Raw genomic sequence first — 26,982 nt, forward strand, 5'->3', positions numbered from 1 at the left:
CAAGATCCGCATCCGTCGGCACCGATATTCCACGCGGGCGTGGAATTCCCGCCGCAAGTTCTGCGTGACCGTGGTGTCACCAGGCGTGATGGCCGAGAACGATCGTTGCAGGGCATCGATGGATGGCCAATCGCCGCCCCGGCCGGGCGTGACACCGACTCCGCCCGGCCGGGTGCACGGCCTGACGCAGCGAGAGGGGAATCGATGCATGAGCACGCGCCGACAGCGCCGGAGCCTGTCGACGCCAGGCTCGTGGCCGCCAGGCAGGTCGCCCGGGTGCACTGCCCGATCGCCTGGCCGCAGGGCGACCGCTGCCTCAACTGCCACCAACCCTTTCCCTGCTCTGCCTACGGATGGGCGTTCGACGTGCTCGCCGACGCGGGCTGGAGCGCCGAGCAGATCAAAGCCCTGGATGTGAGGACGGGTCCATGGTCATGACGATCGAGACAGACAAGCCAGACGCCGACGAGACCGCCGACGCACGACGGATTCTGCTGGTCCACCGAGCTGCCCCGGATGGCCTGTGCGCCGGGTGCCTGGAGTTCACCTGCACCTTCGCCCGGTTCCCGTGCACGCAGGCGAGGTGGGCGCAACAGGTGACCGCCGGCATCACCGAAGGCGGCCGGTCATGAAGCCCTTACACGCGCCGATCCTGGCCACCTACAGCGAATCGCGTGCGCGCATCTACCGGACCTTGCTGTCGGCTCCGGAGCGCGACTGGAGCGTCGGTGACCTGGCAGCACGGCTGCCGGAGGTGTCGGTGGAGGCGGTCCGGACCACGCTGTATCTGCTGCTCGGTGACCACCTGGTGGAGCCGGTAGCCCATCGGCGGAGTCTGACGCTACGCCTTACCGACGCCGGTCGCTCAATGGTGCGGCAGATCGCCGCACGGTGGGAAGAATCGCCGCGCGAGCGCGGGGACGAGTCATGAGCGGGGTTCGCGCGTCGGTCCCGGCGGACGCCCTGCACGGCCCCGAGGCCGCACGGCGGGTCATCGCCGAACACCTGCGCTCTGACGTGGGTGGCCGGTGTCTGGCCTGCCGCGAGTTGGAGCCGTGTCCTCAGCGCGACACCGCGCACTCGGTGCTGTTCGGCCACAACCGGCAGCTACCCCGCCGCCGCCCGATGGAGCTGATCGGCGCCACCGGCGACTTCGCCACCCGCAGCGCGGCTCCCTTCGACGCGTTCGGCGCTCGCTCATGAACTCCATGTTTCCCACCCATCTGGCCGCAGGCCGATACGCCCGCCGCCGGGCGCACAGCCCACGACACGTACGCAACGACCGGCCGAGGAGACAGCCGTGACGCTTGAACTGCCCAGGTACGTCGAGGTAGAGACCAGCCGTCGCTGCAACCGCACCTGCTCCTGGTGCCCCAACGGCGAGCACGACGCCCGCAAGGTGCAGCAGCTGATGGACTGGGACCTGTTCACCCGGATCATCGAACAGCTCGCCGAGCATGACTACGGCGGCTACCTCGCGTTTCACAACTACAACGAGCCGCTGCTGTCACCACGCATCATCCGCGAGATCGAGCACGTGCGGGCCGTCCTGCCGCGCGCCCGCCCGGCCATCTACACCAACGGCGACGTTCTTGACGCGGCGCTGTTCACCAGGCTGCTCGACGCCGGTGTCGCCTACCTGCGTGTCACCCGCTACCCCCGACGCGCCGACATCCAGCCCACCTTCGCCGGAATCAAGGCGTACCTGCGGCGCAAGGGGCTGGCCGACCTCGTCTCCTGGTCCTTCGAGCCGATCCGCCAAGGCATCGCCGCCCGCTGGACCTGCGAGAACGTCACGGTCGAGGTCATCGGCCCGAAGATCCTCGACACGTACAACAACCGAGGCGGCTCGATCAAGCTCCTTCCGCTGCTGGTCAAACAACGATCCGAACCGTGCCTGATGACCGCCACCTCCGCCGTCATCGACTACGCCGGCCGCATGAAGATGTGCTGCTGCGTCTACCCGGAGACCGACGACCACGAGCAGTACATCGTGGGCGACCTGTCCACCGAGACCTTCGCCGAGCTGTGGGCCGGTCCACAGATGAAGGCATGGCGCGACTCCCACGCCCGCGCCGACTGGTCCCTGTCACCCGCGTGCACCTCGTGCGCCCAGCCACTCCCGGAGACCCGGCGATGAACCCGAAAACCCTTCCCCACAGCGTGGCCGCATCCGCCCCGGCACGCATCTGCCTCGCCGGAGAGAGCCTCGACTGGATGATCGACGGCCCTTCCGTGGTCGCCGCCGTTCCGCTGCGCACGACCGTGCGCATCACCCGAGGTGTCGGAGACACGGTGCACCTGCAAGCAGCCGAACCGATCAACGCCACCCGCCACACCACGGTCAAGGATCTCGGCCGCTACCGAGGCGACCCTATGGACCTGCTGCAGGCCACCGCCTACGTCCTCGCCGAGACCTGCGCGGGAGTGCTGCCCGGCAGCCAGATCAGCTCGATCACCCGCGTTCCGGTCGGCGCAGGCGTGTCCAGCAGTGCCGCCGTCTCGGTCGCCGCGAGCGCGGCCCTGCTGCTCGCCGGGCAGAACAGCATCCCAGCACCCCGCACCGTCGCCACCGCCGCCCACGCCGCCGAGGCGATGCAACTGCACTCCGGGGCCGGATGGATGGACTTCCTCGCTTGCGCCTACGGCGGCGTCAACCACCTCACGGGCGGCACCCCGGCCATGATCCGGCCGCTGCGGGAGGAGATCGGATGCCCGATCATCCTCATCGACACCCTCGACCGCCGCGCCACCGCCCGCACGCTGGTCGGCAAACACGAGCGCTTCTACACCGGCGACGCCGACCTTCGCCACTATGCCGTCGTCGCCCCACGCATCGTCACCGACCTGGCCGAACTGCTCGCCATGCCGGACGCCGACTACCCGGCCATCGGAGAGCTGCTGCAAGAAGCCCAAACCCTGCTACGCGAACGCGTGCGCTGCTCCACACCGATCATCGACGAGTGCGTAACGCGAGCTGTGAAGGCAGGCGCGTACGGGGCAAAGATCACCGGCTCGGGCCACGGCGGCTGCCTGTTCGCACTCGCCCCGGTAGAGATGGTTCCTGCCGTTCGTGCCGCGCTGTCCGATCTGCCCGTGCGTGTCATGCTGTTCACGACCGGGGAGCCCCATGGCGTCGTCATCCTGCCAGACCAGAGCGAGGAGCCCGTATGACCGACCTAGCCAAGCTGATCAAAGCCTATGACGTGCGCGGCGTCGTCCCCGACGAGTTCAACGAGGACCTGGCCCGCCAGATCGGCGCAGCGTTCGCCCGGCTCGTCGACGCCGAAGCTGTGATCGTGGTCCGGGACATGCGCCCCTCATCGGTGCCGCTGTCGCAGGCGTTCGCCGAAGGCGTCACCTCGCAGGGCCTGAACGTCATCGACGCCGGACTCGGCTCGACCGACCTGCTGTACTTTGCTGCCGGGCACCTCAACCTGCCCGGCGCGGTCTTCACCGCCAGCCACAACCCCGCCCAGTACAACGGCATCAAGATGTGCCTCGCCGGTGCCGCCCCGGTCGGACAGGACACCGGCCTCGGCGACATCCGCCGCATGCTCGAAGAAGGCATCCCCGCCGGCCCCGTGCACCGCGGCTCGGTCACCCACCGGGACCTTCTCGCCGAGTACGCCGCCTACCTGCGCTCCCTGGTCGACCTGACAGCGATCCGCCCGCTCAAGGTCGTCGCCGACGCGGGCAATGGCATGGGCGGGCATATGGTCCCTGCCGTGCTCGGCGATGCCATCATGCCCGCGCTGCCGCTGTCGATCGTGCCGCTGTACTTCGAGCTGGACGGCACGTTCCCCAACCATGAGGCGAACCCACTCGAACCGGCCAACCTGGTGGACCTGCAGAAGGCCGTCGTCCAGCACGGCGCGGACATCGGCCTGGCCTTCGACGGTGACGCCGACCGCTGCTTCGTCATCGACCAGAACGGCGACCCCGTGCCGCCCTCGGCGATCGTCGCACTCATCGCCACCCGCGAACTTGCCAAGGCGCCCGGCGGGGCCGTCGTCTACAACGTGATCACCTCCAAGGCGGTGCCGGAGATCGTTGCCGAACACGGCGGAACCGCTGTGCGGGAACGGGTCGGGCACTCGTTCATGAAGGCGACCATGGCCCGCCACGATGCGATCTTCGGCGGCGAGCACTCCGGGCACTACTACTTCCGCGACTTCTGGCGCGCCGACACCGGCATGCTCGCCGCCATGCACGTCCTGGCTGCGCTCGGAGGGCAGGACCGGCCGCTGTCGGAGCTGACCGGCGACTACACGCGCTACCACGCCTCTGGCGAGATCAACAGCGAGGTCGCGGACGTAGCCGCCACCCTCGACGCTGTGACAGCCCACTTCGCCGGCAAGGGCAAGACCGCCGACCGGATCGACGGAGTCACCGTCGAACTGCCGAGCGGTTGGTTCAACCTGCGACCGTCGAACACCGAACCCGTACTGCGCCTCAACGTCGAAGCGGCCACCACAGGCGAGATGATCCGCATTCGGGACGAGGTTCTGTCCCTCGTTCGTGGCACGTCCTCACCCGCTTGACAGAGCGGAACGCTCGCCCTGCGGGCACTCCTGCTCTCAGAGTTCGTCGCCTGGCCGCCGACCTGCGTTCTGTATGCGCAGCTCGTCGGCGTTCCGTTCGGCTACATGACCAAGTGCCAGGTGCCACCCCGCCGATATACGAAGGCGATCGACCGCTACGCCGCGAGCTCGCCCACCTCCTGCAACACGGGACCCCAGGCCAGCGCAAAGCGGTCATCGAGACCCACGTCGCCGAGATCAAGGTCCAAGGCAGCACGCTGACCCCGGCCTACAAGATCCCTTCGGACAACTCGGCCAAGACGACGACGGGCCGGTCGACACATCGACCGGCCCGTCGTTTCGCACGATGGTGCGGGTTGTGGGGCGGGCGGGACTCGAACCCGCGACCGAGGGATTATGAGTCCCCTGCTCTAACCTGCTGAGCTACCGCCCCGCGCCGGATCATCCCGGCGCGCATAGCGTAGCGAATCTGCGGCGCTGCTCACACGCCCGATATCAGGGCGACACTCCTGACCGGTCGGCCATACCTGTCAAGGCGGGCGCTCCGATACCGGATCGCCCCGGCACGCCCGGTCCCCTACCGTCGCGACATGCCGATTCCCGTGACCCCGATCCCCGCCGACGCCGACCTGCCGGCCTGGCTCGACGCCCTGGGCACCCGCTTCGCCGCCTTCGAGCTGCAGGGCTCCGGCTGCCTGTCGTACGGCATCGCCACGCCCACCGGGCGGCGCTTCGTGAAGACCTTCCGGGCCGAGCACGACCGGCTGCTGCGCCGCGCCCTGGCGGTGCACGCCGCGGTGGCGCACGAGTCGATCGTCGCGCCCCTGGCCGCGTACCGGCTGCGCTCCGGGGAGTCCGTGCTGGTGTACCCGTGGCTGGACGGCGGGGTGCTGTACCCGGCCGATCCGCGCGGGGCCGCGGTGCGCACGGACCCCGACGGCGCGATGGCCCGCTTCCGGGCGCTGCCCGTGGACCGGGTCGAGGCGGCGCTGGCCGCGGTGCTCGACGCCCATGTCACGGTGGCGGCGGCGGGCCTGGTCGCGGTGGACTTCTACGACGGCTGCCTGCTGTACGACTTCGCCGCGTCCCGGATGCACGTCGTCGACATGGACGAGTACCGGCCTGGGCCGTTCACGCTGGAGGCGGACCGCCTGCCCGGCTCGACCCGGTTCATGGCCCCGGAGGAGTTCCGCCGCGGCGCGGTGATCGATGAGCGGACCACGGTGTTCAACCTGGGCCGGATGCTCCGCCTGCTGCTGGACGCGGGCGACGTCGAGGCCGCTTGGCGGGGCACGGACCGCCAGTCGGCCGTGATCACCAGAGCGACCGCCCCGCGCCCCGAGCACCGCCATGCCACCGTCGCCGAGCTCGCCGGGGCGTGGCGGGCCGCGACCGCATGAGCCGCGCAAAAACCGGTGGGCCCGACAGTCGTCAGGCCCACCGGAGGTGTTCGGGTCTTACGGGCGCGGAACTCCGCCGTAGGGCGGCTTGCGCTTCACGATGAACCGCTCAGCGGGGTCGTCGCAGGCGGTCACGACGCCCTCGTTGTTCTCGTCGCCGCTGTACTCGGCGACCCACTGGTAGGTGCCGGGGACGCGGGCGCGGAACTCGCCGGACGTGTAGTCGGCGTTGCCGGCGACGTCCACGACGGAGGTGAAGACCGGGGTGCGCGAGCAGGTCGCGTCGCCAGGCCCGTACAGGTTGAAGGTGATGGTGCCGGTCGGGTTGTCACCGCCGGACAGGCTGGCGATGTCGGTGACCGGCTTGCCGACGAAGGTGGTGCCGCGCGACACCCGGGTGGTGAGGGTCGGCGTGACCTGCTCGCCACGGACGACGACGGTCTCGTTCGGGTCGCCGCACTGCGTGGCGACCTCTTCGTTGTTGGCGTCACCGCTGTAGGTGGCGATCCACCGGTAGGTGCCGGCGGCGTCGGGCGTGAAGTCGCCCGACTCGTAGGTGTCGTCGCCGTCCACCGCGATCTCGTCCGAGGTGAACACCGGGTCGGTGGCGCAGTCCTCGTCGTTCGGGCCGTACAGGGTGAAGACGATCGTGCCGGTCGCGCGCAGGCCGCCGGTCAGGGTCGCGGTGTCGCTGACGGCCTCGGTCAGGTCGACTTCGGGGTCGGTCACGTTGGTGGTCAGCGTCGGCACCGCGCGGACCGTGACCTGCTCCAGCTCGTCACTGCAGGCCGTGCCGGCGGGGGCGTTGTTGGCGTCACCGCTGTAGTCGGCGCGCCAGCGGTAGGTGCCGGGCACGGTCGGCTCGAACGGGGCGGACTGGTACGGACCGTTGCCGTTCACCGTCACGGGCGACGTGGTGATCGGCGCCTCCTCGCAGATGTCGTCCCCGGGGCCGTACAGGCTGAAGGTGAGCGTGCCCGTGGGCTGGTAGCCGCCGGTGAGGCGGGCCCGGTCGAAGATCTCTTCGCCCAGCGGGACGTCGTCGGAGGCGAGCGTCCGCACCCGCGGCGTGGCCAGAAGGACGTCCGTGTCCTCGCCCGGCTCGTTGCAACCCGACACGATCGTTTCGGTGCCGATGCGGAACCGGACGATCCACCGGTACGTTCCCGGAGCCGCCGGCACGTAGTCACCCGTCCGGAAGTCGCCGGACCCGGTGGTCGTGACGATCGGGTTGAAGATGGGGTCGCCCGTGCACTCCGCGTCGTCCGGTCCGTACAGCTCGAAGAGGAGCGAGCCTTCGACTCCGGTTTCGACGCCGCTCACCGTGGCCGTGTCGAAGATGACGCCGCCGATGGTCACGTCCGGTGACGCGGTGGTGTCCAGTTCCTGCAGTGCCTTGTTCAGGCCGACCGGCATGCCGGCCGTGGCGGCCGAAGCCGCTCCGGTCACCAGGGCCAGGCTGAACAGCGCCGTGTGCGCTGCCCGGCGGGCCGTCCGGTGGAGTCGTGTTGTCATACGCAATGCCTCCGCTGCGTGAGATGACGTCTGAGGTGCGAAAACACCGAGACGGAGCATATGACCGACAACAGCATCAAATGAGGCAAAACCGTCATACACGTCTTTTATTCGCATTACGTGAGCGCGAAAAGCAGCAAAAAACCCCGGCCCTAGGGCCGGGGTCTGACTCTGGCTCCCCCACTTGGACTCGAACCAAGAACCTGCCGGTTAACAGCCGGCTGCTCTGCCAATTGAGCTACAGGGGAATGTGCTCCTAGCGACCCTGCGGATCTCTCCTCAGCGGCGCGCCTCGACAAGACTACAGGACGGTCCCCCGGGTATGGCAAACGGGTAACCCTGCCCGGTCTGGTGTCGCGGTGTGCCCGCAACAGGCAGGATGGGACGTACTACGCGATCGAGGCTGAGGAGGCACGATGGGGAAGCTGGTGTGGTTCGCCGCGGGTGCGGCCGTCGGGTTCGTGTTCGGCACCCGGGCCGGACGGCAGACCTACGACGACCTGGTGGCCACCACGCGCAAGGTGATGGAGCACCCCACGGTGCAGGAGGCCGCAGGCCTGGTCCAGGCGCAGGCCGCGAAGCTCTACGACGAGGGACTGCGCAAGCTGAACCAGCAGGTCTGAAGCCCCTTTCGCGCGGACCTAGCCGGCGCGGCCGACCCCCGGCATCGGGCGGTCCGCCGCGCCGTCGAGTCCCACCGCGCTCAGCTCGTCGCGGGCGGCGTCGAGTTCGTCGGTGCCGTCGACCTCGAGGTGGTCGCAGCCGGCGTGCACCCCGCCGAGCACGGCGGCCAGCATCGACCGGGCGACGGCGGCGAGATCGGTGTCGTCGGCGTGGTGCCCCAGCCGCAGTTTCACCACGGACAGCCGGGCGCGGCGCAACCGGGTGAGCGCCTGGGCCGGGCTCTCCGCGGCCTGGGCGAGCTGCTCGGCGCTCAGGCAGGCGCCGATACGTGCCGGGTCGGCCCGCTCCAGCAGCCGCACGACGTCCTGCGAGCCCGTGACCAGGGTATGCGGTGCGGCCTCGACCGCGACCCGGACGAGCCGGCCGGTGTGCCAGGCGATCTCGGTCAGGCCGCCGCTGAGGTCGGCCATCAGCCGGGTCGCCACCTGCCACTCGCGTTCGCGCTGCTCCCGCCGGGCCTCGTCGGTGTCGGTCTCGGCGTCGACCTCGGCACCGGTGAGCGCGGCGACGGCCGAGCGCGGCAGCGTGGTGGAGATGGAACCGTGGGCGCTGTCCTCGGGCAGCAGGTCGACCAGCACCCGGGCCAGGTCGAGGGTGTGCATCCACCAGGTGCGCCAGCTGCCGTCGGGCGGCGTCACGTCGGGGCCGGTGTCGAGGGTGACCACCTCCAGCCGCCGTACGGCCAGCTCGTGGCGCAGCCGCTGGCGCAGCCCGAGCGAGGAGGCGAGGGTGGCGGCGAGGATGGGGCCGAGCCGCAGGCTCACGCTGAGCACGTCCGCGAACAGGCGCTGGCGCTGCGGCACGACGCGGGCGTCCAACATCTTCAAGAGCGCGCGCACGTCCTTGACGTTCTCGACGGACACGACGGTCGCCACGTGCACAGTCTGTCCGTCGGGGTGTCGTAGGCGCATCGGTCACCTCCGCCCGGCGGCGTGTTGCCGAGAACGTACCTGCCTGATCCACATCAGACAAATAGAACCTAACAAATGAGCGCGTGAGCATGATCTCGCTCACGCGCTCATTCACGCCCGAACAGGTTTAACGGCAGAGCACGGAGGTGAGGCGGCGGCTCGCCACGTACAGGCCGACGGCCAGCATGACCAGCAGGTATGCCACGTTGCCGAGCATCGACCAGCTGAGCATCCCGGTGGTGATGCCCCGGATCAGCTCCACCGCGTGGTACAGCGGAGTGGTCGCGATCAGGATCTCCACCGGCAGCGGGTAGTCCTGCACCGGCGAGAACGTGCCGGAGAACAGGAACAGCGCGAACTGCCCCGTGCTGATCAGGTCGAAATCCTGCCAGCCGCGGATGAACGTGCTCACCGCCATGCCGACCGCGCCGAACGCCAGGCCCACCAGCCAGGTCGCGGGGAAGGCCAGCAGCGCCCAGCCGGGCGTGGTCAGGCCCAGCGCCACCATGACGATCAGGAAAGCTCCGGTGTAGAGCGAGCCGCGGATCATCGCCCAGGCCAGCTCGCCGGTCGCGATCTCCATCGGGCGCAGCGGGGTGGCCAGCATCGCGTCGTACGTCTTGACGTACTTGAACTTGAAGAAGAAGTTGAAGGTCGTCTCGGCCAGCGCACCCGACATCGCCGACACCGCCAGCATGGCCGGGGCGACGAAGTTCGCGTACGGCAGCACCTCGCCGTTCTTCAACGTCAGGTCGCCGACGAGCGCGCCGACGCCGACGCCGATGGACAGCAGGTAGAGCACCGGCTCGAAGAAGCCCGACGCCAGGACCAGCCAGTACGCGGGTCCGGAGCGCAGCGCCCCGACGTTGCGGTTGATGACGGCGCCCACCCGCGCGGGCGAGAGCCGGTTGCCGCGGGCGACCCGCGCGACGGCGTACGTGGTGACCATGGTCCGTCCCCTCAGTCCGCGAGCCGGCGGCGGAACGCGCGCAGCGCCAGCAGATAACCCAGCCCGGCCCAGGCCAGCAGGTAGGCCACGTGCGCGGCGACCGGCCACGGCGGCGCGACGCCCAGCGTGGCCGCCCGGCACAGCTCCACCGCGTGCCACAGCGGCGACGCGTACGCCAGCGGCCGCAGCAGCGCGGGCAGCTGCGACACCGGGAAGAACACCCCGGCGAACAGCGTCGACGGGATCACCAGGAACCGGAACAGCAGCGCGAAGTAGCTGTCGTTCTCGATCGAGGCCGCGAACGCCGACGTCGGCGCGGAGACCGCGACCCCGAGCAGCGCGCAGACCAGCGGCGTGAGCACCACCCAGGGTGAGTGGATCGCCCCGAACAGCGCGCTGACCCCGAGGAACACCACCGCGGCGATGACCACCCGGAACATGATGTAGAGCTGGTATCCGGCGATCATGTCCGCGATGCGCACCGGGGTGGCCCGCATCGCGTGGTAGCCGCGGACCCACTTGAAGTCGCCGAGCACGGGGAAGGTCGACTCCCCCACCGCCATCTGGAACGCGGTCGAGGCGAGCACGCCCGGCACGATCCAGTCGAGGTAGCTGACCCCGTCGACGCCGCTGATGTAGCCGCCCACGCCGATGCCGATGCTGAGCACGAACAGCACCGGCAGGATGAACGACGAGAAGACCGAGGCCTGCCAGAGCCGCCGGTACGAGACCAGCGCCCGGTTGAACACCGCGAACGTGCCGTCCATCAGTCGACCAGCGTCCGGCCGGTGAGGATCAGGAACACGTCCTCCAGGGTCGAACGCCGCACCAGCACGCTGGACGGGGTGAACCCGCGCCGGTGCACCTCGTTCACGGCCGCGTCGCCGTCGGCGCTGTACAGCAGCAGCCGGTCCGGCAGGGGGTCGAGCCGCTCGCCGATGCCCGCCAGCTTCTCCACGTACGTCGCCGGGGCGTCGTCGCCGAAGCGCAGCTCGACGACCTCGCGGGTGGAGTACGTCTCGATGAGGTGGCGCGGCGAGCCCTCCGCGACGATCTTGCCCGCGTCCATCACCACGAGCCGGTCGCACAGCTGCTCGGCCTCGTCCATGTAGTGCGTGGTCAGCACCAGGGTGACGCCGCGCTGCTTGAGGCGGAACAGCCGCTCCCAGAGCAGGTGGCGGGCCTGCGGGTCGAGGCCGGTGGTGGGCTCGTCGAGCAGCACCAGGTCCGGCTCGTTGATCATCGCGCGGGCGATGGACAGCCGGCGCTTCATTCCGCCCGACAGCGGCTCGACGGTGCTGCCCGACTTCTCCGTGAGCTGCACGAACTCCAGCAGCTCGGCGGCCCGGCGGCGGCCCTCGACACGCGGGATGCCGAAGTAGCGCGCGTACGTGGTCAGGTTCTCGAACACGGTGAGGTCGGGGTCGAGGTTGTCGGTCTGCGGGCACACGCCGAGCCGAGCGCGGATCGCGGGGCCCTCGCGCACCGGGTCCATGCCCAGGATGCGCAGTTCACCGGCGGTCGGCGTGGACACGCAGCCGATCATGCGCATGGTGGACGACTTGCCCGCGCCGTTGGGGCCGAGGAAGCCGAACGCCTCGCCGGGCGCGACCTCCAGGTCGATCCCGTCCACCGCGGTGAAGTCGCCGAACCGCTTGACCAGTCCGCGGGCATGGATCATCGGGGGTCGTTGGTCACTCACGCGGCGACCCTATCCCCGGCCCCCGACAAACTCGCGGCCTTTTTCCCGATTAATCGATCAACCTGCCTGCACCACTGCCGCATCAGCGATGGGAAGGGCACCTTCTACAACGCATAGCGATAAGAAGGTGCCCTTCCTTCGCACGGGGTCAGAGGTCGCCGCGGGTGGCGGCGATGAGCTGGTCGGTGGCGGCGACGGTGGCGGGATCGTCGCCGTCGGTGCCGTGGTCGTAGCGGACGGTCCAGGACAGGCCGTTCACGCCGGGGACGCGGCGGGCGAAGATCCAGGCGCCGCCGCCAGGCAGTTCGTGGTGCTGGGGATGCTGCACCGAGCTGGTCACCCGCAGGCGCACCTGGTGCGGCAGGTGGTCGGGGTCGGTGAGCTTGAGGCGCACCGGGGTGCCGTCGGCGACCACCTCGTAGCCGGCCCGCTCCGCGACGACCTCGGCCGGGGTGACCACCAGCGCCTCGCCGTCCCAGACCGCCTTGTCGATACGGTGCCAGCCGGTGCGCCGCTCGTCCCACCACAGGCCGAGGTTCGTGGCGACGACGGTGTCGTCCCCCATCGGGGCCCAGGCCAGCACCCGCTCGTCGGCGGTCAGCTGCGGGCGGCGCTCCGCGGGCAGCGTCCGCCGCCCTCCGAACAGTCGAAACTTCATCAGAGCCCTCCGGCGGCCTTCTCCTTGAGCGCCCGGGAGTGCTGCTCCAGGGCGACGAGTTCGGTGAACCGCGCCCGGTACTCGTCGGACTCGGTGACCGGGTTGATGCGCTGCAGCCGCGACTTCACCTCGCCGATGCGCTGGTTGAGCCCGGCGAGCTGGAGGCGGGCCAGCACGACGTGCAGGTAGCCGGAGTCCGGCTCGCCGTCGTAGCGCACCGGCTCCACGGCCAACTCCAGGACCAGCATCTGCGCGGCCAGATCGGCGCAGGCGTCGCGCACGCTGTTGACCCAGCCCGCCCCGGCCACCCCGGCACAGGCCCCGCCGGCCGCGGCGATCGCCGCCCGGACGTCGCGGTACGGCGGGTGGGCGTAGAGGGTCTCGTCGACCGCGTCGAACACCGGCCCGGCCAGCACCGGCTGCTGGATGGCCAGCTTGAGCGCCTCGCGCTCGACCACCAGGCGCGGGTTGTCCGGGGCGGTCGCGGCGGGACGGGGTGCGGGCACCGTCGCGCTGTCGGCGCCGCGGATCGCCGTACGCACCTGGTCGACGTCGACGCCGAGGTCCCCGGCGAGCTTCTGGGCGTACCCGGTGAGCAGGGATCTGTCCTTGATCTTCGCGACCATGGGCGCGGTGGTCCGCAGCGCGGCCACCCGGCCCTCGACCGTGTCGAGGTCGAAGCGGGCCAGCGTGGAGCGCAGCGCGAACGCGATCAGCGGCTCGCGCCGGGCCACCAGGTCGCGCACGGCCAGGTCGCCCCGGGCCAGGCGCAGCTCGCAGGGGTCCATGCCGTCCGGGCTGACCGCGATGAACGTCTGCCCGACGAAGCGCTGGTCGTCGCCGAACGCGCGCAGCGCCGCCTTCTGCCCCGCGGCGTCGCCGTCGAAGGTGAAGATGATCTCTCCGGCGTACGCGTCGGTGTCCAGCAGCAGCCGCCGCAGCACCCCGATGTGGTCCGCGCCGAACGAGGTGCCGCACGTCGCCACGGCCGTGGTCACCCCGGCCAGGTGGCACGCCATCACATCGGTGTACCCCTCGACGATCACCGCCCGGCCCTGCTTGGCGATCTCACGCTTGGCCTGGTCGATGCCGTAGAGCACGTGCGACTTCTTGTACAGCGGCGTCTCGGGGGTGTTCAGGTACTTCGGGCCGTCGTCGTCGTCGAACAGCTTGCGCGCCCCGAAGCCGATCACGTCGCCGGACACGTCCCGGATCGGCCACAGCAGGCGGCGCCGGAACCGGTCCACCAGGCTGCCCGAACGCGCGGGCCGGGCCAGGCCCGCGGTCTCCATCTCGGCCGCGCTGAAACCGCGTCCGCGCAGGTGCTTGACCAGCAGGTCCCAGTCCGGCGGGGCGAAGCCGCAGCCGTAGCGCTGGGCCGCGTCCCGGTCGAAGCCCCGCTCGGCGAGGAACTCCCGGGCAGCCCGCGCCCCCGGCGTGAGCAGCTGCTCGGCGTAGAACTCCTGGGCCGCGGCGTGCGCGGCGACCAGCCGCTGGCGCTGGCCGTGCTGCGGGCGCTCCACCGCCGGGCCGCCTTCGATCCGGCGCAGCTGGATGCCTGCCCGGTCGGCCAGCCGCTCGACGGACTCGATGAAGCTCAGGTGATCGATCTTCTGGACGAAGTTGATCACGTCGCCACCCTCGCCGCAGCCGTGGCAGAACCACACGTTGCGGGCCTGGGACACGGTGAACGACGGCGTCTTCTCGTCGTGGAACGGGCACAGCCCTTTGAGGTTGCCGCCGCCCGCGTTCTTCAGGGTGACCTGCTCACCGGCCACGTCCACGATCGAGCTGCGCTCGCGTACGAGCGCGATGTCCTCATCACGGATGCGACCCCCGGCCATGCGCTACATCCTGCCAGCCGATGCCCGGCAGGCGCACAGCCGATACCGTGCGATCGTGGCCCATCCCACCCCCGCCCCCGACCTTGCCCGCCGCGCCGCCGACGACATCGAGCTCGCCGTCGCGCTCACCGAGTACCAGAAAATCATCGAAATGCGCCGGGCGGTGAGCGACCAGGCCCACAACCGGTACAACTTCTTCCTCGTCATCGCCACCGCCGTGGCGGCCGTGTCAGCCGGCCTGGTCGGCAGCAACATCGACCCCGAGGTGCGCATCGGCGCGGTGGCCGCCCTCGCCGCGCTCATGCTGCTGATGGGCCCGGCCGTGTTCCTGCGGCAGCTGCGGTTCACCGGCACGTCGCACCGCTACGGGCTGGCCGAGCAGGCGCTGCGCAGCTACCTGGTGCGCCGCGCCCCGCAGGTCGCCCCGTACGTGCTGCTGCCCACGCTCGACGACCCCGGCCTGTTCCTGCCAACCGCGACAGGCGGCCGGCAGCGCCAGCGTGAGGCCGTCGGCCTGGCCGCCAGCATCGGCCTGGTCAACAGCGCCCTGCTGGCCGCGGGCGGCGGTCTCGCCCTGAGCGCTCTGGACATCGACGGCTGGGCGCTGGTGCTGCTCGACGTGGCGCTGTTCGCCGCGGCCGCGGCCGTCCACCTCTGGTGGGTCAGCCGGACCGTGCGCCGCGACGCCGCCGAGCGCGAACGCCTGCTCGCGGCGCGCGCCCTGGACGTGCTCGACCTGTTCCCGCCGGTTGTCCCCCCGTCCCCGTCCCCCGAACCCGACCCGGCCTTGGCCGAGGCCGCCGAGGTCGCCAAGGCATGACCCCGAAGATCGCTGTTTCGGGTCACGAATCGCGGTCGGACCCCGGCTCCTGACCCGAAACGCCGATCTTCCCTCGGCGGCCGGGCAGGACGGCGCGGGGCGGGGTCAGGCGCCCGGAGCCGTGAGGTGCTGGTGCCAGGCCTGAGCGGCGGTGTCGGTGAGCGAGGCCACCTGGTCCACGACGACCCGGCAGCGGGCCGAGTCGTCGGCGGCGGCCCGCCACAGCGGGGCGAACACCGGATCCAGCTCGTCCGGGCCCCGGTCGGTCAGCAGCCGCACCAGGTCGCGCAGGATCTGGCGCTGCTCGGCGTACCACGGCTCCATGCCCCGGCGGCGCATCACGTAACGCAGGGCGATGCCCTTGAGCAGGGCGCAGCGGATCCGGGCGGTGGTCGGCACGATCAGGTCCGCGTCGTAGCGGCGCAGCCGCCCGTCGCCGTACTTGTCGCGGGTGGCGTCGACCGCGGCGGCGACGAACCGTCCGGTCAGGACGCTGGTGCAGCGCTTGAGGGCCAGCTGGGCCTTGAACGAGCCGTCGTATCCGGCCAGCGGCGCGACGACGGGATCGGCCAGCAGCTCGATCAGGGCCTCGTGCAGCACCGCCGGCGACTCCGACGAGTACACCTGCGCCACGTCCGCGCACAGCGCCGCCCGCTCGTCGGCGTCCAGCAGCAAGGGCTGCAGCTCGACGAAGCCGGAGTATAGGCCGTCCTCCACGTCGTGCACCGAGTACGCGACGTCGTCGGACCAGTCCATGACCTGCGCCTCCAGGCAGCGCCGGTCGTCGTCGGGGGCGCCCAGGCGGACCCAGTCGAAGACGGGGCGGTCGTCGGCGTACACCCCGAACTTGCGGGTGCCCTCCCGGCGCGGCCAGGGATACTTGCAGGTCGCGTCCAGCGAGGCCCGGGTGAGGTTGAGCCCCGCGCCCTCCACCTTGGCCTCCAGCCGGGTCAGCACCCGCAGCGTCTGCGCGTTGCCCTCGAACCCGCCCCACTCCCGGCTGACCTCGTCGAGCGCGTCCTCGCCGTTGTGCCCGAACGGCGGATGCCCCAGGTCATGGGCCAGCCCGGCGACGTCGACGACGTCCGGGTCGCAGCCCAGCCGGGCGCCCATCTCGCGGGCGATCTGCGCCACCTCGATCGAGTGCGTCAACCGGGTACGCAGGAAGTCGCCGCTGCCCGCGGTGTGCACCTGGGTCTTGGCGGCCAGCCGCCGGAACCCGGCCGAGTGCAGCACCCGCGCCCGGTCGCGCTCGTAGGGGCTGCGCCCGAAACCGGTGTCCTTCGAAGGCTCGGGGATGAACCGCTCGCTGGGATCGACCATCAACCAATGCTACTGACCGCGACCGGCATCCTCACGCACGCAACGGTGAACGTCGGGCGACCGATCGCCGGTTCCCAGGCCATGATCGGTTCCGGCCGTCCTCCGTCGACACACGTTGGCATCGATGGTTATTGACATTCATGTTGCGGGGACGTTAAGTGGTGGAACAAAGAGAGCGCTCTCACAACCGTCCCACGGTCCCCGGTTCCGCCGCCCATGCCGAGCCCGGCGGCGTGCGGACCGCCCTCTTCCCCAGGAGGAGAAAGCCCTGATGAGCACGCGATTCTCCAAGCACCGCAAGGCGATGCTGGCCGGCGGCCTGGCCGTCCTGGTCGCCGCGGCGGTCGCCACGGTCAACGCACTGCCCGCGCAGGCCTCGCTGCCCGCCACGCCCTCGGGCTGGCAGCTGGTCTGGAGCGACGACTTCAACGGCGCGAACAACACGCTGCCGTCGTCCGGCAACTGGATCATCGACACCGGCACGTCCTACCCCGGCGGCCCCGCCAACTGGGGCACCGGCGAGATCCAGACGTACACCAACAGCACCAGCAACGTCCGCCACGACGGCGCGGGCAACCTGCTGATCACCCCGATCAAGAGCGGCAACAGCTGGACCTCGTCGCGCATCGAGACGGTCCGCACCGACTTCAAGCCCGCGGCCGGGCGTGTCCTGCGCATCGAGGGCCGCATCCAGATGCCCAACGTCACCGGGGCCGCGGCCGCCGGCTACTGGCCCGCGTTCTGGGCGCTGGGCGCGCCGTACCGGGGCAACTACCAGAACTGGCCGGGCATCGGCGAGTTCGACATCATGGAGAACGTCAACGGCATCAACTCGGTGTGGGGCGTGCTGCACTGCGGCGTCGCACCCGGCGGGCCGTGCAACGAGTTCAACGGCATCGGCGCGAGCCGGGCCTGCCCGGGCAGCACCTGCCAGTCGGCGTTCCACACGTACCGCTTCGAGTGGGACCGCACCAACGAGAACGCCCAGCAGCTGCGCTGGTACGTCGACGGGACGCTGTACCACACCGTGAACCAGAGCCAGGTCGGCTCGTACTGGTCCCAGATGACCTCGCACGCCGGTTACTTCCTGCTGCTCAACGTGGCGATGGGCGGCGCGTTCCCGAACGGCGTGGCGGGGTCCGCGACGCCGACCGGCAGCACGGTGTCGGGTCAGCCGATGCGGGTCGACTACGTGGCGGTCTACCAGACCACGGGCGGCACCACGCCGCCGTCGTCGCCGCCGGCCAGCCCGCCGCCGAGCGGCAACCGTGACGCGTACGCCAACATCCAGGCCGAGAGCCGCAACGGCCAGGCCGGCACCACGATCTACGAGAATTACTACGTCGGCAGCATCGGCAACGGTGACCACCTGCGCTTCGACGGCGTGAACTTCGGCTCGCCGAAGCCGCTGGACTTCGTCACCCGGGCCGCGTCGGGCGCCGCGGGCGGCATCAGCGGCCTGGTCGAGGTGCGGATCGACAGCCTGTCCAACGCGCCGATCGGCAGCTTCGCCATCGCCAACACGGGCGGCTGGACGAGCTGGCGGGAGATCCCCGCGAACGTGAACGGGCCGACCGGCACGCACACGGTGTACCTCACCTTCACCAGCGGGCAGCCCAACGACTACGTGAACATCGACTGGTTCCGCTTCCGGCGCTGACCTGATCCGGTGTGGCACGCGGGAGGGCGCGGCAGGCAAGTGCCGCGCCCTCCCGTCGGCGCCGCCCCGGGACCGGGCGGCCGACTCAGTACGTGTATCCGCCGTCCCCGGACGGCGAGGCCGCGACGGCGGGCGACGCCCCGGCGTCCGGCGAGGCGTCCGCGCCGGGCGGGGGCACCGGCTTCGGGGTCGCGGTCGGCAGGCAGGACAGGTTCTTCTTGCCGGTCGGCGCGACGACGAACCAGACCCCGCCGACGGCCTGGCCCTTCCACTGCCCGGCCTTCTTGTCGCCGATGTAGCGGTAGAGCGGCCAGCCGTTCAGGGTGACCTGGGTGGCCCCGTCCTCCCGCTCGACGGTGCCGACGAGCTTGGCGTCCAGCCCGGTCAGCTTCAGGTTGTCGTCGACCAGCACCGGCGGCCACACCGCAGCGCAGTCGCCGGAGCAGTTGCTGGCCGGCGGCTCGGCGGTGTCCTTGTCGAACCGGTAGAGCACGAAGCCGTCGGCGTCGACGACGACCTCGCCCATCTTCGGGATCTTCTTGCCGCGCAGCTCGGCGGTGGGGATGCCGACGGCGGCGACGACCTCGGCGGCGGGCTCGTTCTCGGCCGGGCCGAGCGGTGACGGTGCGGGCGCGGTGACCGGCGCCGGGCCGTCCCGCAGGCCCGCACAGGCGGTCATGGCACCCAGCGGGGCCAGCAGCAGCGTGGCTGCCAGTACGGCGCGAACACTTCGAAGCATCGGTGGTTCCCTTCTCTCGGCTCAGCCGACCAGGCTCAGGCGGCGCTGGTTCGGGACGACGGCGGGCAGCGACACGAGCGGGCGGGCCGGGCCCGCCTCCCGCATCGCGCGGGCGAGCGTGGTGAACTGCCGCGGCGCGTTGACCGCGACCACCCCGGTGGTCACGCCGCCACGGCGGTGGGCGGCGAGCACACCGCCGCGGGCGATGTCACGGCGGCCGGGGCGCAGTTCGCTGACGGCGACCTCCTCGGACTTGTCGAGGCGGCCGATCACCTGGATGCGCAGCCCGAACAGGTCGGACCAGTAGCGGGGCAGCACCCCGACGGCGGGCGCGGCGCGCGAGCCGGACAGCAGCGTGCGGGCGGCGGCCCGGCCCATCTCCATCGCGGCGATCCACTGGTCGACGCGGCCGGGGGCGTCGCCGTACCAGGCGTTGGGCCAGCGGGCCACCGCGCCGGCCGCGACGACCCGGTCCACGCCCTGGACGCGCAGGCTCTCGTCGCAGAGCAGGCCGTCGCTGGTGTCGGCGTGGCGGGCGGTGAACCAGCCGGTGTCGGGCCGTTCCCCGAGCGTGGCGATGACCAGGTCGGCGTCGACGTGCGAGCCGTCGTCGAGGTCGAGCCGCCAGCCGCGGCGGCCCCGGGACAGGTGCTTGACCCGGCGGCCGAGACGCATGCGTACGCCTTCGTGGCGCATCGTGTCGGCGATCATCCCGCCCGTCACCGACCCGACCGCGCGGGTCATGACCTGCGCGTTCGAGTCAATCATGGTGCATTCGCGGGCGATTGAGCGCACCACGTAGGCGGCTTCGCAGCCGGTGAGCCCGGCGCCGACGACGGCCACCCGCTGCGCCCGGCGCAGGTCGGCGGCCAGGCCGAGCGCGTCGTCGATGCTGTGCAGGCTGTGCAGGCCGGGCTCGCCGACCGGCCAGCCGTCCGGGATGACCGGGCGGGCGCCGGTGGCGACGATGAGCGCGTCGTACTCGTACATCTCGCCGGACTCGCCGTAGACGATCTGGCGCCTGGCGTCGAGTTCGGCCGCGACCCGCCCGGTCAGCCAGCGCGCGGTGGACTCGGTCGACAGCTGCACGTCGGCCGGCCGCTGCCCGGTGAGCAGCCCTTTCGAGCAGGCGGGCCGGTGGTACGGCGGGTACGACTCGCCGGCCAGCACGGTGATCACACCACTGAACCCGAGCCGGTCCAGCTCCTCCACCGCCGCGACAGCGGCCCGCCCACCCCCGACCACAAGAATCCGATCAAGATCCGATATCCGGTGCCTCATGCCCGCTCCTCGCTTCGCTCGTCACCGGCATCACGCAGCCCGTCGATTCGCTCGCAAAGCTCGCTCATGCCCGCTCCTCGCTTCGCTCGTCACCGGCATCGCAGAGCCCACTGATTCGCTCGCAAAGCTCGCTCATGTTTCAGTCCTCGCTCAGGTCGCCGACGTGGAAGCGGTCGCGGGCGCCGGCGGCGCGGTGCGAAGCCCGGCTGTGCCGCCGGTTCTGCCGGAACTCGTCGAGTTCGGTGGCGGGTTCGAAGGTGGAGCGGCCCACCGGGCGGCTCTCCTCGGCCTCGTCCTCGACGGACGGCGGCGCGGCGGGGCGCTCACGCTGGCGCACGATGAGGGGCGTCACCGGGGCCGGTGGCGGGGTCGGGGCGCTGCCGGGCGGGCGCCGGACGCTGATGGCGCGGGCCGGGCACACCTCGACCGCCCGGACCACCTCGTCCAGCCGGTACGCGGGCGGGGCCGCCGTGTAGTCGAGCCGGCCGTCACTGCGCAGGCTGAACACGCTGGGCGACTCCTGCTCGCAGAAGCCGAACCGGGCACAGCGCACCGGGTCGACGTCGACGACCAGGCTGTCGCGCGGCTGCTCGGGGCGTACGACGGCCAGCACGTTGTCGGACTCGACCCGGCGCGAACGGCGCGGCCAGGAGGTGAACCACAGCGCGACCGTGGCCAGCCAGGCGGTGTAGACCGGTCCCCAGACCCAGCCGGGCCCGGTGTCCGTACCGGAGATCAGCACGTGCGCGGAGACCAGCGAGAACCCGACGTACGTGGCCATGTGCACGGCACGCCAGCGGCTGAACCCCAGCTTGCGCTGGATCACGATCGATATCGCGCCGGCGATGACCAGCTCCAGGCCCAGCACGCCCGCCCCGACGCCGATGGGGTCGTGGGTGTCCACGAACGGCACGATGACGTCGACGACGCTGATGGTGCCGTTCGGCACGGCGAGCTGGGCGATGCCGTGCACCAGCCCCAGCGTCAGCCCGACCAGGGCGATGCCCTGGTGCGCGGCGTACGCCACGGACCGGCGGACGCGGCTCAGGCCCCATCCGTTGCGCAACGCGACGCCGCCGAGAACTGCCAGCCACAGCAGCCCGAACGAGGTGAATCCCACCGTCGCGGCGATGACATGAGCACTCTCCATAACCGTCCCGCTACTCTGCTCTAATAAGCGACAATGGCATCGCGAATAAGGTCTGCGATCCCTTTGGGACGACACCTTCAACCCTTTGCGGCGCAATGTCAATGCCTGCGACCACATCGCGGAAGACTCCTGCGAACAGGGCACACTTTTTTAGGTACGTCCTAGGCGGACCCTAAGAACGGCTTAACAATGTCTTCGGGGATTGACTCCACAGCGGACTCCGAGCTTAGGCTCCTGGCGCTGCCAATAGGCAGCGCATCATGTATTCGGGCGAACACGGAAAGGCGTCGGATGAACATTCGCCGCGCCCGGACCGCTGCACTCGCAGCGGTCGCGGTTCTCGCCGCGGCGGTGGCGCTGACCCCGCCGCCGGCCGCTCACGCCGAAGAACCCGACCCCGGCTGGACCGTCACCGAGTCCGGGCCGCTCGGCCCCGCCGACCGGGACCTGCTGGTCCGGGTGCGCCTCGCCGGGCTCTGGGAGGCCCCCGCCGGCAAGCAGGCCCAGGACCGGGCCCGCGGCGAGAAGGTCAAGGAGATCGGCCACCACATCAGTGCCGAGCACATCGCGCTGGACGCCGAGGTGCTCAAGGTCGCGGCGCAACTGCAGGTGGCGGTGCCCGACCGGCCCAATGCCGAGCAGCAGGGCTGGCTCGACGAGCTGAACGGGCTGCGCGGCGAGGCATGGGACAACGTCTTCATCGCCCGGCTGCGCGTCGCCCACGGCAAGGTCTTCAGCGTCGTCGCGGCGGTCCGCGCGGGCACCCGCAACGAGGTGATCCGCGAGTTCGCCCAGAAGGCCGTGACGATCGTGATGCGGCACATGACGTACCTGGAGAGCACCGGGCTGGTCGACTACAACTCGCTGCCCGCACCCCCCACCCCGGCCGCCGCGCCGAACTCCGCCGCAGGCCCACGCACCGGCGGCACGCCGGAGCCGATGATCTGGCTGATCCTGGCGACCTCGCTCGCCGTCGGCGCCGTGACGGCCGCCCGCGTCCGGCACCCCCGCTGACCTCGGGTGCGGCCGCCGCCCCCGTCGGCCGCACCCGGCACCCACCTCCCGGAAGGACACCCCCATGGCACGCAGTCACTCCCCCCGGCACCGGATGGAACCCCGCGAGCGGCGATTACTGGCCGCGGTGATCGTGCTGATCGCCGCGACGGTGCTGGCCACCATCAGCCAGGTCTCGCAGGCCGCGACCGGCGACGGCGCCAACCCCGCCAAGGAGGTCCCGGCGGAGCTCGCCGCGGCCGCCCGTATCCCGAACGATCAGGGCCCCGACGCCGAGTGCACCAAGCCGCGCTCGCCCGCGCGCTGCCACGCCCCGACCGGCCCGCCGGTGGCCGGCGACTTCGTCGACATCCGCTCGGTCGCGCCCAACGTGCGCGAACGGCGGGCGACCGCCGAGGGTTCGGCGGGCACGTTCACCTCGCTGTGCGGCCGCAACCTCAACGACCACCGCAACCCCGACAACTTCATCGTCGCGCCGGGCGTGAGCAACGGCGCCCACCACACGCACGATTACGTCGGCAACCTGTCCGCCGACGGCAACTCCACCAACGAGAGCCTCGCCGCGGCGGGCACCACCTGCCGGCGCGACGACCGCTCCACGTACTACTGGCCGGTGCTGCGCCAGCGCGGCACCGTCGGCGAGGACGCGACCGCCGACGGCGGCGGCAACGACGGCAACATCGGCCGCATCCTGCGCCCGGCGTCGGTGCGGCTGGAGTTCCGCGGCAACCGGTTCGCGAAGATCAGCCCGATGCCGGACTTCGTACGGCTGATCACCGGTGACGCCAAGGCCGTCACCAACGGGCCGACCAACGCCAAGGCGCAGTGGACCTGCACCGGCTTCACCAACCGCCGCACCACGAAGTACCCGCTGTGCCCGCGGGGCAGCCAGGTGCAGCGCGTCCTGGACTTCCCGAGCTGCTGGGACGGCGTCAACGCCGACAGCGCCAACCACCGCGCGCACGTCATCTTCCCCGCCGCGGACGGGCGCTGCCCGGAGGGCACCAAGCCGATCGCGCAGCTGCGCATGACGCTGACCTACAGCGTGCCGCGCGGGCGCTCGTTCGCGCTGGACACGTTCCCCGAGCAGAACCACAGCCCGCTCACCGACCACGCCGACTTCGTCAACGTGATGCCGGCGCAACTGATCACGTTCGCGACCGACTGCATCAACCGGGGCCGCCGCTGCTGACCCCACCGCCGGAACAGGGGGTACGCGACATCCGCGTACCCCCTGTTGCTGTGTTCAGGCGGTGGCGACCGGCGGGAGGAGCACGGCGGGGCGGGGCCAGACGCCGAGGGCGAGGAGCAGGACGGTGGCGGTGCCACCGAGCAGCAGCGGGGTCAGACCGGCGTCCAGCGCGAAGACGAAGACGAGCCCGAACTGCCCCATCATCAGCGCGCCCCAGGTCCTGATCGCGGTGACCGTGTAGAGCCGGGCGATGTCGGACCGGCGGATCCGGGCGGCGAGCGGCGCGGCCGGCAGGTAGATCACCGCGCTGAGCACCGCGCTGGCGAGGAACGCGAGCAGGGCGGTGGTGCTCCAGCCGAAGGACAGGCCCACCGCGAACGAGGCGATGAGGAAGAAGAACAAGTAGGTCGAGGCGAGCGCGCCCACGATCCACCGCAGGATGGTGACGTGGCGGCTCAGCCGGGGGTCATGAGAGGACATGAGCGAGTCTAAGGGGGTACGCGCCGCAACCGCGTACCCCCGAACGGTCCGCTTGGGCTCGGACCGGTGTGCCCGCGCCGCCGCCACCCCCTGGCGACGGCGCGGGCGGGAGGGCGTCACCCGATGGTGCAGGTGGCGCCGTTGAGCGTGAACGCCGCCGGCCGCGGGTTGCTGCCGGTGTGCGTCGCGTTGAAGCCGAACGACGTGGACGCGCCAGGGGCGAGCGTGCCGTTGTAGCCCTCGTTGGTGATCGCGACGTCGGCCCCGGTCTGGGTGTACTTCGACGACCAGGACTGGGTGATCTGCTGCCCGGCGGTGAACGAGAACCGCAGCGTCCAGCCGTTGATCGTGCTGGTCCCCGTGTTCTTGATCGTCACGTTGCCGGTGAAGCCGGTGTTCCAGTCGTTGCTGCCGTAGGTGACCTGGCAGCTGCCCGCCGGGTTGTTCGGCAGGGTGGTCAGCGACACCGCGCTCGACGGGGTCGAGGCGTTGCCCGCGGCGTCGACCGCGACCACGTAGAACTGGTACGCCGTGGCGGCGGTCAGCCCGGTCACCGAATACGTGGTGCCGGTGACCGTGGCCAGCAGCGCGTCCGTCGCGCCGGCCTCGCGGTAGACCCGGTAGCCGGTGACGCCGACGTTGTCGGTGGAGCCGGTCCAGGTCAGGGTCGCGCCGCTCGACGTGATCGCCGACGCGACCGGCGTGCCGGGCGTGCTCGGCGGGGTGGTGTCGACCGGGTCGGCGACCAGCGTGGTGAACGTCGCCGGGGTCGAGGCCGCCGAGCGGTTGCCCGCCCCGTCCTTGGCCACCACGTAGAAGGTGTACGCGGTGTTCGGGGTGAGCCCGGTCAGCGACAGGGTGGCCGTCGTCGGCGAGCCGACCAGCACGTCGGTCGCGCCCGCTTCGCGGTAGACGTCGTAGCCGGCCAGGCCGCTGCCGCCGGTGTCGGTCGATCCCGCCCAGGCCAGCGTCAGGCCGGTGCTGGTGACGCCGGACGCGCTCGGGGTGCCGGGCGCGGTGGGCGCGGTGGTGTCCGGGGTGGTGCTGGGCTCGTTGCCCCAGATCTTCACGCCGCCGTGGTACAGCGGCACGCCCGGGTTGACCCCCGCGGTGGCCAGGTACGACGGGTCGTTGGCAACGCTCCAGGTGCCGCCCTCGCCGACGCCGACCTTGAACTGCACCTCCATCCGGTGCTGCGACTGCCCGGCGGGCGCGATGGTGTACCCGGCGCAGTCGACCTCGACGTACCAGAGGTTGCCCTGGGCCTGCTTCGCGGTGCTCGGCGACGGGCAGCCCTGGGTGTAGCCGGAGGTGACCACGACCGCGCTCGCGTCGTCGCGGGTGAAGTAGTAGCGGAACTTCGCCGTGGTCAGCGCGCGGGCCGGGAACGCCGACTTGTTGTAGACGATCGCCTTGACCCGGGTCTCCCGCGCGTCGGCGACCAGGGTCGTCTCGACGGTCATCTCGTCCATGTCGGGGGCCTGTACACCGGGGAAGCCGGCCAGCGGGGTGCCGCCGTACTCCTGGGACAGCCGGGCCAGCGCGGAGGTCAGACCGGCGTTGTAGTCGGTGGCGACCTCGTTCATCACGTAGTCGTTGCGCTGGTCCTGGTACGCGTCGTCGGGCGAGGACGGGCCGCCGACCAGCGCGCCGTACAGCACGTGCCGGGTCTCGGTCGGCACCGTCATGCTGTCCCACCAGGAACCGTGCGCCGTGCGGTGGTGCGGGTTCTTCGGCGAGTTGGTCCCGAAGCCGATCATGTACGACGAGTTGCGCGGGTTGTCGCCGAGCGCGTAGTTGATCTGCCGGACCGCGAAGTCCTTGTACCGCGCCTTGCGCACCGTGTCGGTGGTCTTGTCGCTGTAGACCAGCGCGGCGAACGAGGTGTTCGCGGCGTAGCGCAGCGCGCCCCAGCTGTCGAGCACGGCCATGCCGCCGGGCGAGGTGCGGATCTTCTCGCCGTTGACGCCGACGGTCCAGTAGTCCAGCCAGCGGTTGGCGTCGTCGACGTACTTCTGCTTACCGGTCAGGTTGGCCAGCAGCACGTACGCGCCGAACTGCTTGTTGTCCCAGGCCAGCGTCCACTTGTACGAGCGGGTGGTGGTCTGCGGCTCGGTGCCCAGGCTGTCGTACGCCGCCTCGGCCTTGGCCAGGTAGGACGCGTCACCGGTGGCCCGGTAGAGCCAGATCCCGCCCCACACCAGCTCGTCGGTGTAGCCGCTCCACGACTTGTAGAAGTTCGTCGCGTCGGTGATGCACGAGTGGTAGGTCTGGCGCACCGTGTCGGCGAACGTGTACAGCTGCTTCGCGTGCGTGACCAGGGTGTCGGCGTACGTCGGGTCGGTCGGCCGGAACACCATCGACGAGGCGGCCATCGCGGCCGCGGTCTCACCCGCGAGGTCCGCGCCGCCGCAGCTCGCGTCGATCTTGTACGCGGGCCGCGCCATCGGCATCACCTCGGCCGGACCCCACCACTTGTGGTCGTCGTCGCCCTTGCCGATCTGCCCGTAGAGCACGTTGGCCGACGGGTGCGCCTTGATGAAGTAGTCGTTGGGCACCCGCAGGTTGTTCAGCAGCTGGGTGAGCTGCCCCGACGCGGCGTACCCGGCCCGGTACTCGACCGCGCCCCAGGCCAGCATCGTGGTGGTGAACGCCATCGGGAAGCCGAACTTGACGTGGTCACCGGCGTCGAACCAGCCGCCGGTCAGGTTCAGGCCCACGTCGGAGCCGTCGTTCATGGCCGAGTCGCCGCGCCAGGAGACCCGGCTCCAGGACGGCTTGGGGCCGGCGATCTGGGCCTCGTAGAAGTACAGCGACTTCTGCAGCGCCTCGGCGTAGTTGAAGGCGGGGGCGGCGGCGGCCGGGCCGGGGCTGACCGCGACGGCGAAACTCGCCGCGGTCAGCGCCGCGGCGGCGGTCGCCGCCAGCCGGCGTCCCCAGTGGGGTCGTGCGTCGGGCATGACGGAACTCCTCGTACGTGGAGCCGCGCCGGGGCGGACCGCGGCGGGATGGCGCGGTCTCGGACGTGGGCGCATCCGAAACCGCCCGACGCGGTGGCCAGGCACGGTGAGTGATCGGGCGGAGAGGTGCGGGAGCGCTCCCACAACTGCCGACCA

26 protein-coding genes and 2 tRNA genes are annotated in these 26,982 nt (G+C 71.0%); 13 read left to right on the plus strand and 15 right to left on the minus strand.

Annotated elements, in window-relative coordinates; genetic code table 11:
• Window positions 1-204 precede the first annotated feature (204 nt).
• From Cco03nite_RS22840 to Cco03nite_RS22870, 7 genes are all read left to right on the plus strand, one after another.
• Window positions 205-438, plus strand: a complete 234-nt coding sequence (locus tag Cco03nite_RS22840) for a hypothetical protein (RefSeq protein ID WP_203694225.1) — start codon at window positions 205-207, stop codon at window positions 436-438.
• Window positions 429-632, plus strand: a complete 204-nt coding sequence (locus Cco03nite_RS22845) for a hypothetical protein (protein WP_203694226.1) — start codon at window positions 429-431, stop codon at window positions 630-632. The genes Cco03nite_RS22840 and Cco03nite_RS22845 overlap by 10 nt, the downstream gene beginning before the upstream one ends.
• Entirely contained in the window at window positions 629-931 is a 303-nt protein-coding gene (locus Cco03nite_RS22850; protein WP_203694227.1) for a helix-turn-helix domain-containing protein, read from the plus strand. Before Cco03nite_RS22845 ends, Cco03nite_RS22850 begins: the two co-directional genes overlap by 4 nt.
• Window positions 928-1,203, plus strand: a complete 276-nt coding sequence (locus Cco03nite_RS22855) for a hypothetical protein (RefSeq protein WP_203694228.1) — start codon at window positions 928-930, stop codon at window positions 1,201-1,203. The genes Cco03nite_RS22850 and Cco03nite_RS22855 overlap by 4 nt, the downstream gene beginning before the upstream one ends.
• Before the next feature lie 97 nt (window positions 1,204-1,300).
• On the plus strand, window positions 1,301-2,140 hold the full coding sequence (locus Cco03nite_RS22860) for a radical SAM protein (protein WP_203694229.1): 840 nt from the start codon (window positions 1,301-1,303) through the stop codon (window positions 2,138-2,140).
• Entirely contained in the window at window positions 2,098-3,174 is a 1,077-nt protein-coding gene (locus Cco03nite_RS22865; protein ID WP_203694230.1) for a GHMP family kinase ATP-binding protein, read from the plus strand. The genes Cco03nite_RS22860 and Cco03nite_RS22865 overlap by 43 nt, the downstream gene beginning before the upstream one ends.
• On the plus strand, window positions 3,171-4,544 hold the full coding sequence (locus Cco03nite_RS22870; protein ID WP_203694231.1) for a phosphomannomutase/phosphoglucomutase: 1,374 nt from the start codon (window positions 3,171-3,173) through the stop codon (window positions 4,542-4,544). The genes Cco03nite_RS22865 and Cco03nite_RS22870 overlap by 4 nt, the downstream gene beginning before the upstream one ends.
• Before the next feature lie 359 nt (window positions 4,545-4,903).
• Here the strand turns inward: Cco03nite_RS22870 and Cco03nite_RS22875 are convergent.
• A tRNA-Ile gene (locus Cco03nite_RS22875) sits at window positions 4,904-4,977 on the minus strand.
• A gap of 157 nt (window positions 4,978-5,134) precedes the next feature.
• On the opposite strand from Cco03nite_RS22875, the gene Cco03nite_RS22880 reads away from it, so the two are divergent.
• Window positions 5,135-5,944, plus strand: a complete 810-nt coding sequence (locus tag Cco03nite_RS22880; protein WP_239167586.1) for a serine/threonine protein kinase — start codon at window positions 5,135-5,137, stop codon at window positions 5,942-5,944.
• A gap of 57 nt (window positions 5,945-6,001) precedes the next feature.
• Here the strand turns inward: Cco03nite_RS22880 and Cco03nite_RS22885 are convergent, their stop codons facing one another.
• Both Cco03nite_RS22885 and Cco03nite_RS22890 read right to left on the minus strand, forming a co-directional pair.
• On the minus strand, window positions 6,002-7,459 hold the full coding sequence (locus tag Cco03nite_RS22885) for a hypothetical protein (protein ID WP_203694232.1): 1,458 nt from the start codon (window positions 7,457-7,459) through the stop codon (window positions 6,002-6,004).
• A 172-nt stretch (window positions 7,460-7,631) separates the two neighbouring features.
• Window positions 7,632-7,707 (minus strand) — tRNA-Asn (locus tag Cco03nite_RS22890).
• A gap of 168 nt (window positions 7,708-7,875) precedes the next feature.
• On the opposite strand from Cco03nite_RS22890, the gene Cco03nite_RS22895 reads away from it, so the two are divergent.
• On the plus strand, window positions 7,876-8,082 hold the full coding sequence (locus Cco03nite_RS22895) for a hypothetical protein (RefSeq protein ID WP_144119525.1): 207 nt from the start codon (window positions 7,876-7,878) through the stop codon (window positions 8,080-8,082).
• An 18-nt stretch (window positions 8,083-8,100) separates the two neighbouring features.
• Here the strand turns inward: Cco03nite_RS22895 and Cco03nite_RS22900 are convergent, their stop codons facing one another.
• The 6 genes from Cco03nite_RS22900 to dnaG form a co-directional block, all read right to left on the minus strand.
• Window positions 8,101-9,018 (minus strand): hypothetical protein, encoded by a 918-nt coding sequence (locus Cco03nite_RS22900; protein WP_203694233.1) that lies wholly within the window; start codon window positions 9,016-9,018, stop codon window positions 8,101-8,103.
• 163 nt (window positions 9,019-9,181) lie between these two features.
• Window positions 9,182-10,003 (minus strand): ABC transporter permease, encoded by an 822-nt coding sequence (locus Cco03nite_RS22905; protein WP_203694234.1) that lies wholly within the window; start codon window positions 10,001-10,003, stop codon window positions 9,182-9,184.
• An 11-nt stretch (window positions 10,004-10,014) separates the two neighbouring features.
• Window positions 10,015-10,770 (minus strand): ABC transporter permease, encoded by a 756-nt coding sequence (locus Cco03nite_RS22910; protein WP_203694235.1) that lies wholly within the window; start codon window positions 10,768-10,770, stop codon window positions 10,015-10,017.
• A complete protein-coding gene (locus tag Cco03nite_RS22915) occupies window positions 10,770-11,684 on the minus strand; it encodes an ABC transporter ATP-binding protein (protein WP_203694285.1) in 915 nt (304 codons plus the stop codon). The genes Cco03nite_RS22910 and Cco03nite_RS22915 overlap by 1 nt, the downstream gene beginning before the upstream one ends.
• A 169-nt stretch (window positions 11,685-11,853) precedes the next feature.
• Complete coding sequence (locus Cco03nite_RS22920) at window positions 11,854-12,363, minus strand: hypothetical protein (protein WP_203694236.1); 510 nt, start codon at window positions 12,361-12,363, stop codon at window positions 11,854-11,856.
• Window positions 12,363-14,207, minus strand: coding sequence for a DNA primase (gene dnaG / locus Cco03nite_RS22925; RefSeq protein ID WP_203694237.1), 1,845 nt, complete (start codon window positions 14,205-14,207; stop codon window positions 12,363-12,365). Before dnaG ends, Cco03nite_RS22920 begins: the two co-directional genes overlap by 1 nt.
• 55 nt (window positions 14,208-14,262) lie before the next feature.
• Between dnaG and Cco03nite_RS22930 the strand changes: the two genes are divergently transcribed.
• On the plus strand, window positions 14,263-15,027 hold the full coding sequence (locus tag Cco03nite_RS22930; RefSeq protein ID WP_203694238.1) for a hypothetical protein: 765 nt from the start codon (window positions 14,263-14,265) through the stop codon (window positions 15,025-15,027).
• Between the two features lie 105 nt (window positions 15,028-15,132).
• On the opposite strand, the gene Cco03nite_RS22935 is transcribed toward Cco03nite_RS22930, so the two are convergent.
• On the minus strand, window positions 15,133-16,350 hold the full coding sequence (locus Cco03nite_RS22935) for a deoxyguanosinetriphosphate triphosphohydrolase (protein WP_203694239.1): 1,218 nt from the start codon (window positions 16,348-16,350) through the stop codon (window positions 15,133-15,135).
• Between the two features lie 271 nt (window positions 16,351-16,621).
• On the opposite strand from Cco03nite_RS22935, the gene Cco03nite_RS22940 reads away from it, so the two are divergent.
• Window positions 16,622-18,010: a carbohydrate-binding protein gene (locus Cco03nite_RS22940; RefSeq protein ID WP_203694240.1), complete on the plus strand. Its 1,389-nt coding sequence runs from the start codon at window positions 16,622-16,624 to the stop codon at window positions 18,008-18,010.
• An 85-nt stretch (window positions 18,011-18,095) separates the two neighbouring features.
• Here Cco03nite_RS22940 and Cco03nite_RS22945 read toward each other — a convergent pair whose 3' ends face one another.
• The 3 genes from Cco03nite_RS22945 to Cco03nite_RS22955 form a co-directional block, all read right to left on the minus strand.
• Window positions 18,096-18,749 (minus strand): COG4315 family predicted lipoprotein, encoded by a 654-nt coding sequence (locus tag Cco03nite_RS22945; protein WP_203694241.1) that lies wholly within the window; start codon window positions 18,747-18,749, stop codon window positions 18,096-18,098.
• Between the two features lie 21 nt (window positions 18,750-18,770).
• Complete coding sequence (locus Cco03nite_RS22950; RefSeq protein WP_203694242.1) at window positions 18,771-20,030, minus strand: NAD(P)/FAD-dependent oxidoreductase; 1,260 nt, start codon at window positions 20,028-20,030, stop codon at window positions 18,771-18,773.
• A 139-nt stretch (window positions 20,031-20,169) separates the two neighbouring features.
• Entirely contained in the window at window positions 20,170-21,180 is a 1,011-nt protein-coding gene (locus Cco03nite_RS22955) for a ferric reductase-like transmembrane domain-containing protein (RefSeq protein WP_203694243.1), read from the minus strand.
• Window positions 21,181-21,471: 291 nt separating this feature from the next.
• Here Cco03nite_RS22955 and Cco03nite_RS22960 point away from each other — a divergent pair, with 291 nt between their 5' ends.
• Window positions 21,472-22,194, plus strand: coding sequence for a DUF4142 domain-containing protein (locus tag Cco03nite_RS22960; protein ID WP_203694244.1), 723 nt, complete (start codon window positions 21,472-21,474; stop codon window positions 22,192-22,194).
• Between the two features lie 64 nt (window positions 22,195-22,258).
• Window positions 22,259-23,386: a DUF1996 domain-containing protein gene (locus tag Cco03nite_RS22965; protein WP_203694245.1), complete on the plus strand. Its 1,128-nt coding sequence runs from the start codon at window positions 22,259-22,261 to the stop codon at window positions 23,384-23,386.
• A 54-nt stretch (window positions 23,387-23,440) separates the two neighbouring features.
• Here the strand turns inward: Cco03nite_RS22965 and Cco03nite_RS22970 are convergent, their stop codons facing one another.
• Both Cco03nite_RS22970 and Cco03nite_RS22975 read right to left on the minus strand, forming a co-directional pair.
• Window positions 23,441-23,866, minus strand: a complete 426-nt coding sequence (locus Cco03nite_RS22970; RefSeq protein WP_203694246.1) for a hypothetical protein — start codon at window positions 23,864-23,866, stop codon at window positions 23,441-23,443.
• 116 nt (window positions 23,867-23,982) lie between these two features.
• On the minus strand, window positions 23,983-26,826 hold the full coding sequence (locus tag Cco03nite_RS22975) for a glycoside hydrolase family 9 protein (protein ID WP_203694247.1): 2,844 nt from the start codon (window positions 26,824-26,826) through the stop codon (window positions 23,983-23,985).
• Between the last annotated feature and the right edge of the window lie 156 nt (window positions 26,827-26,982).

The sequence above is a fragment of the Catellatospora coxensis genome, from assembly GCF_016862635.1.
Lineage (GTDB): Bacteria > Actinomycetota > Actinomycetes > Mycobacteriales > Micromonosporaceae > Catellatospora > Catellatospora coxensis.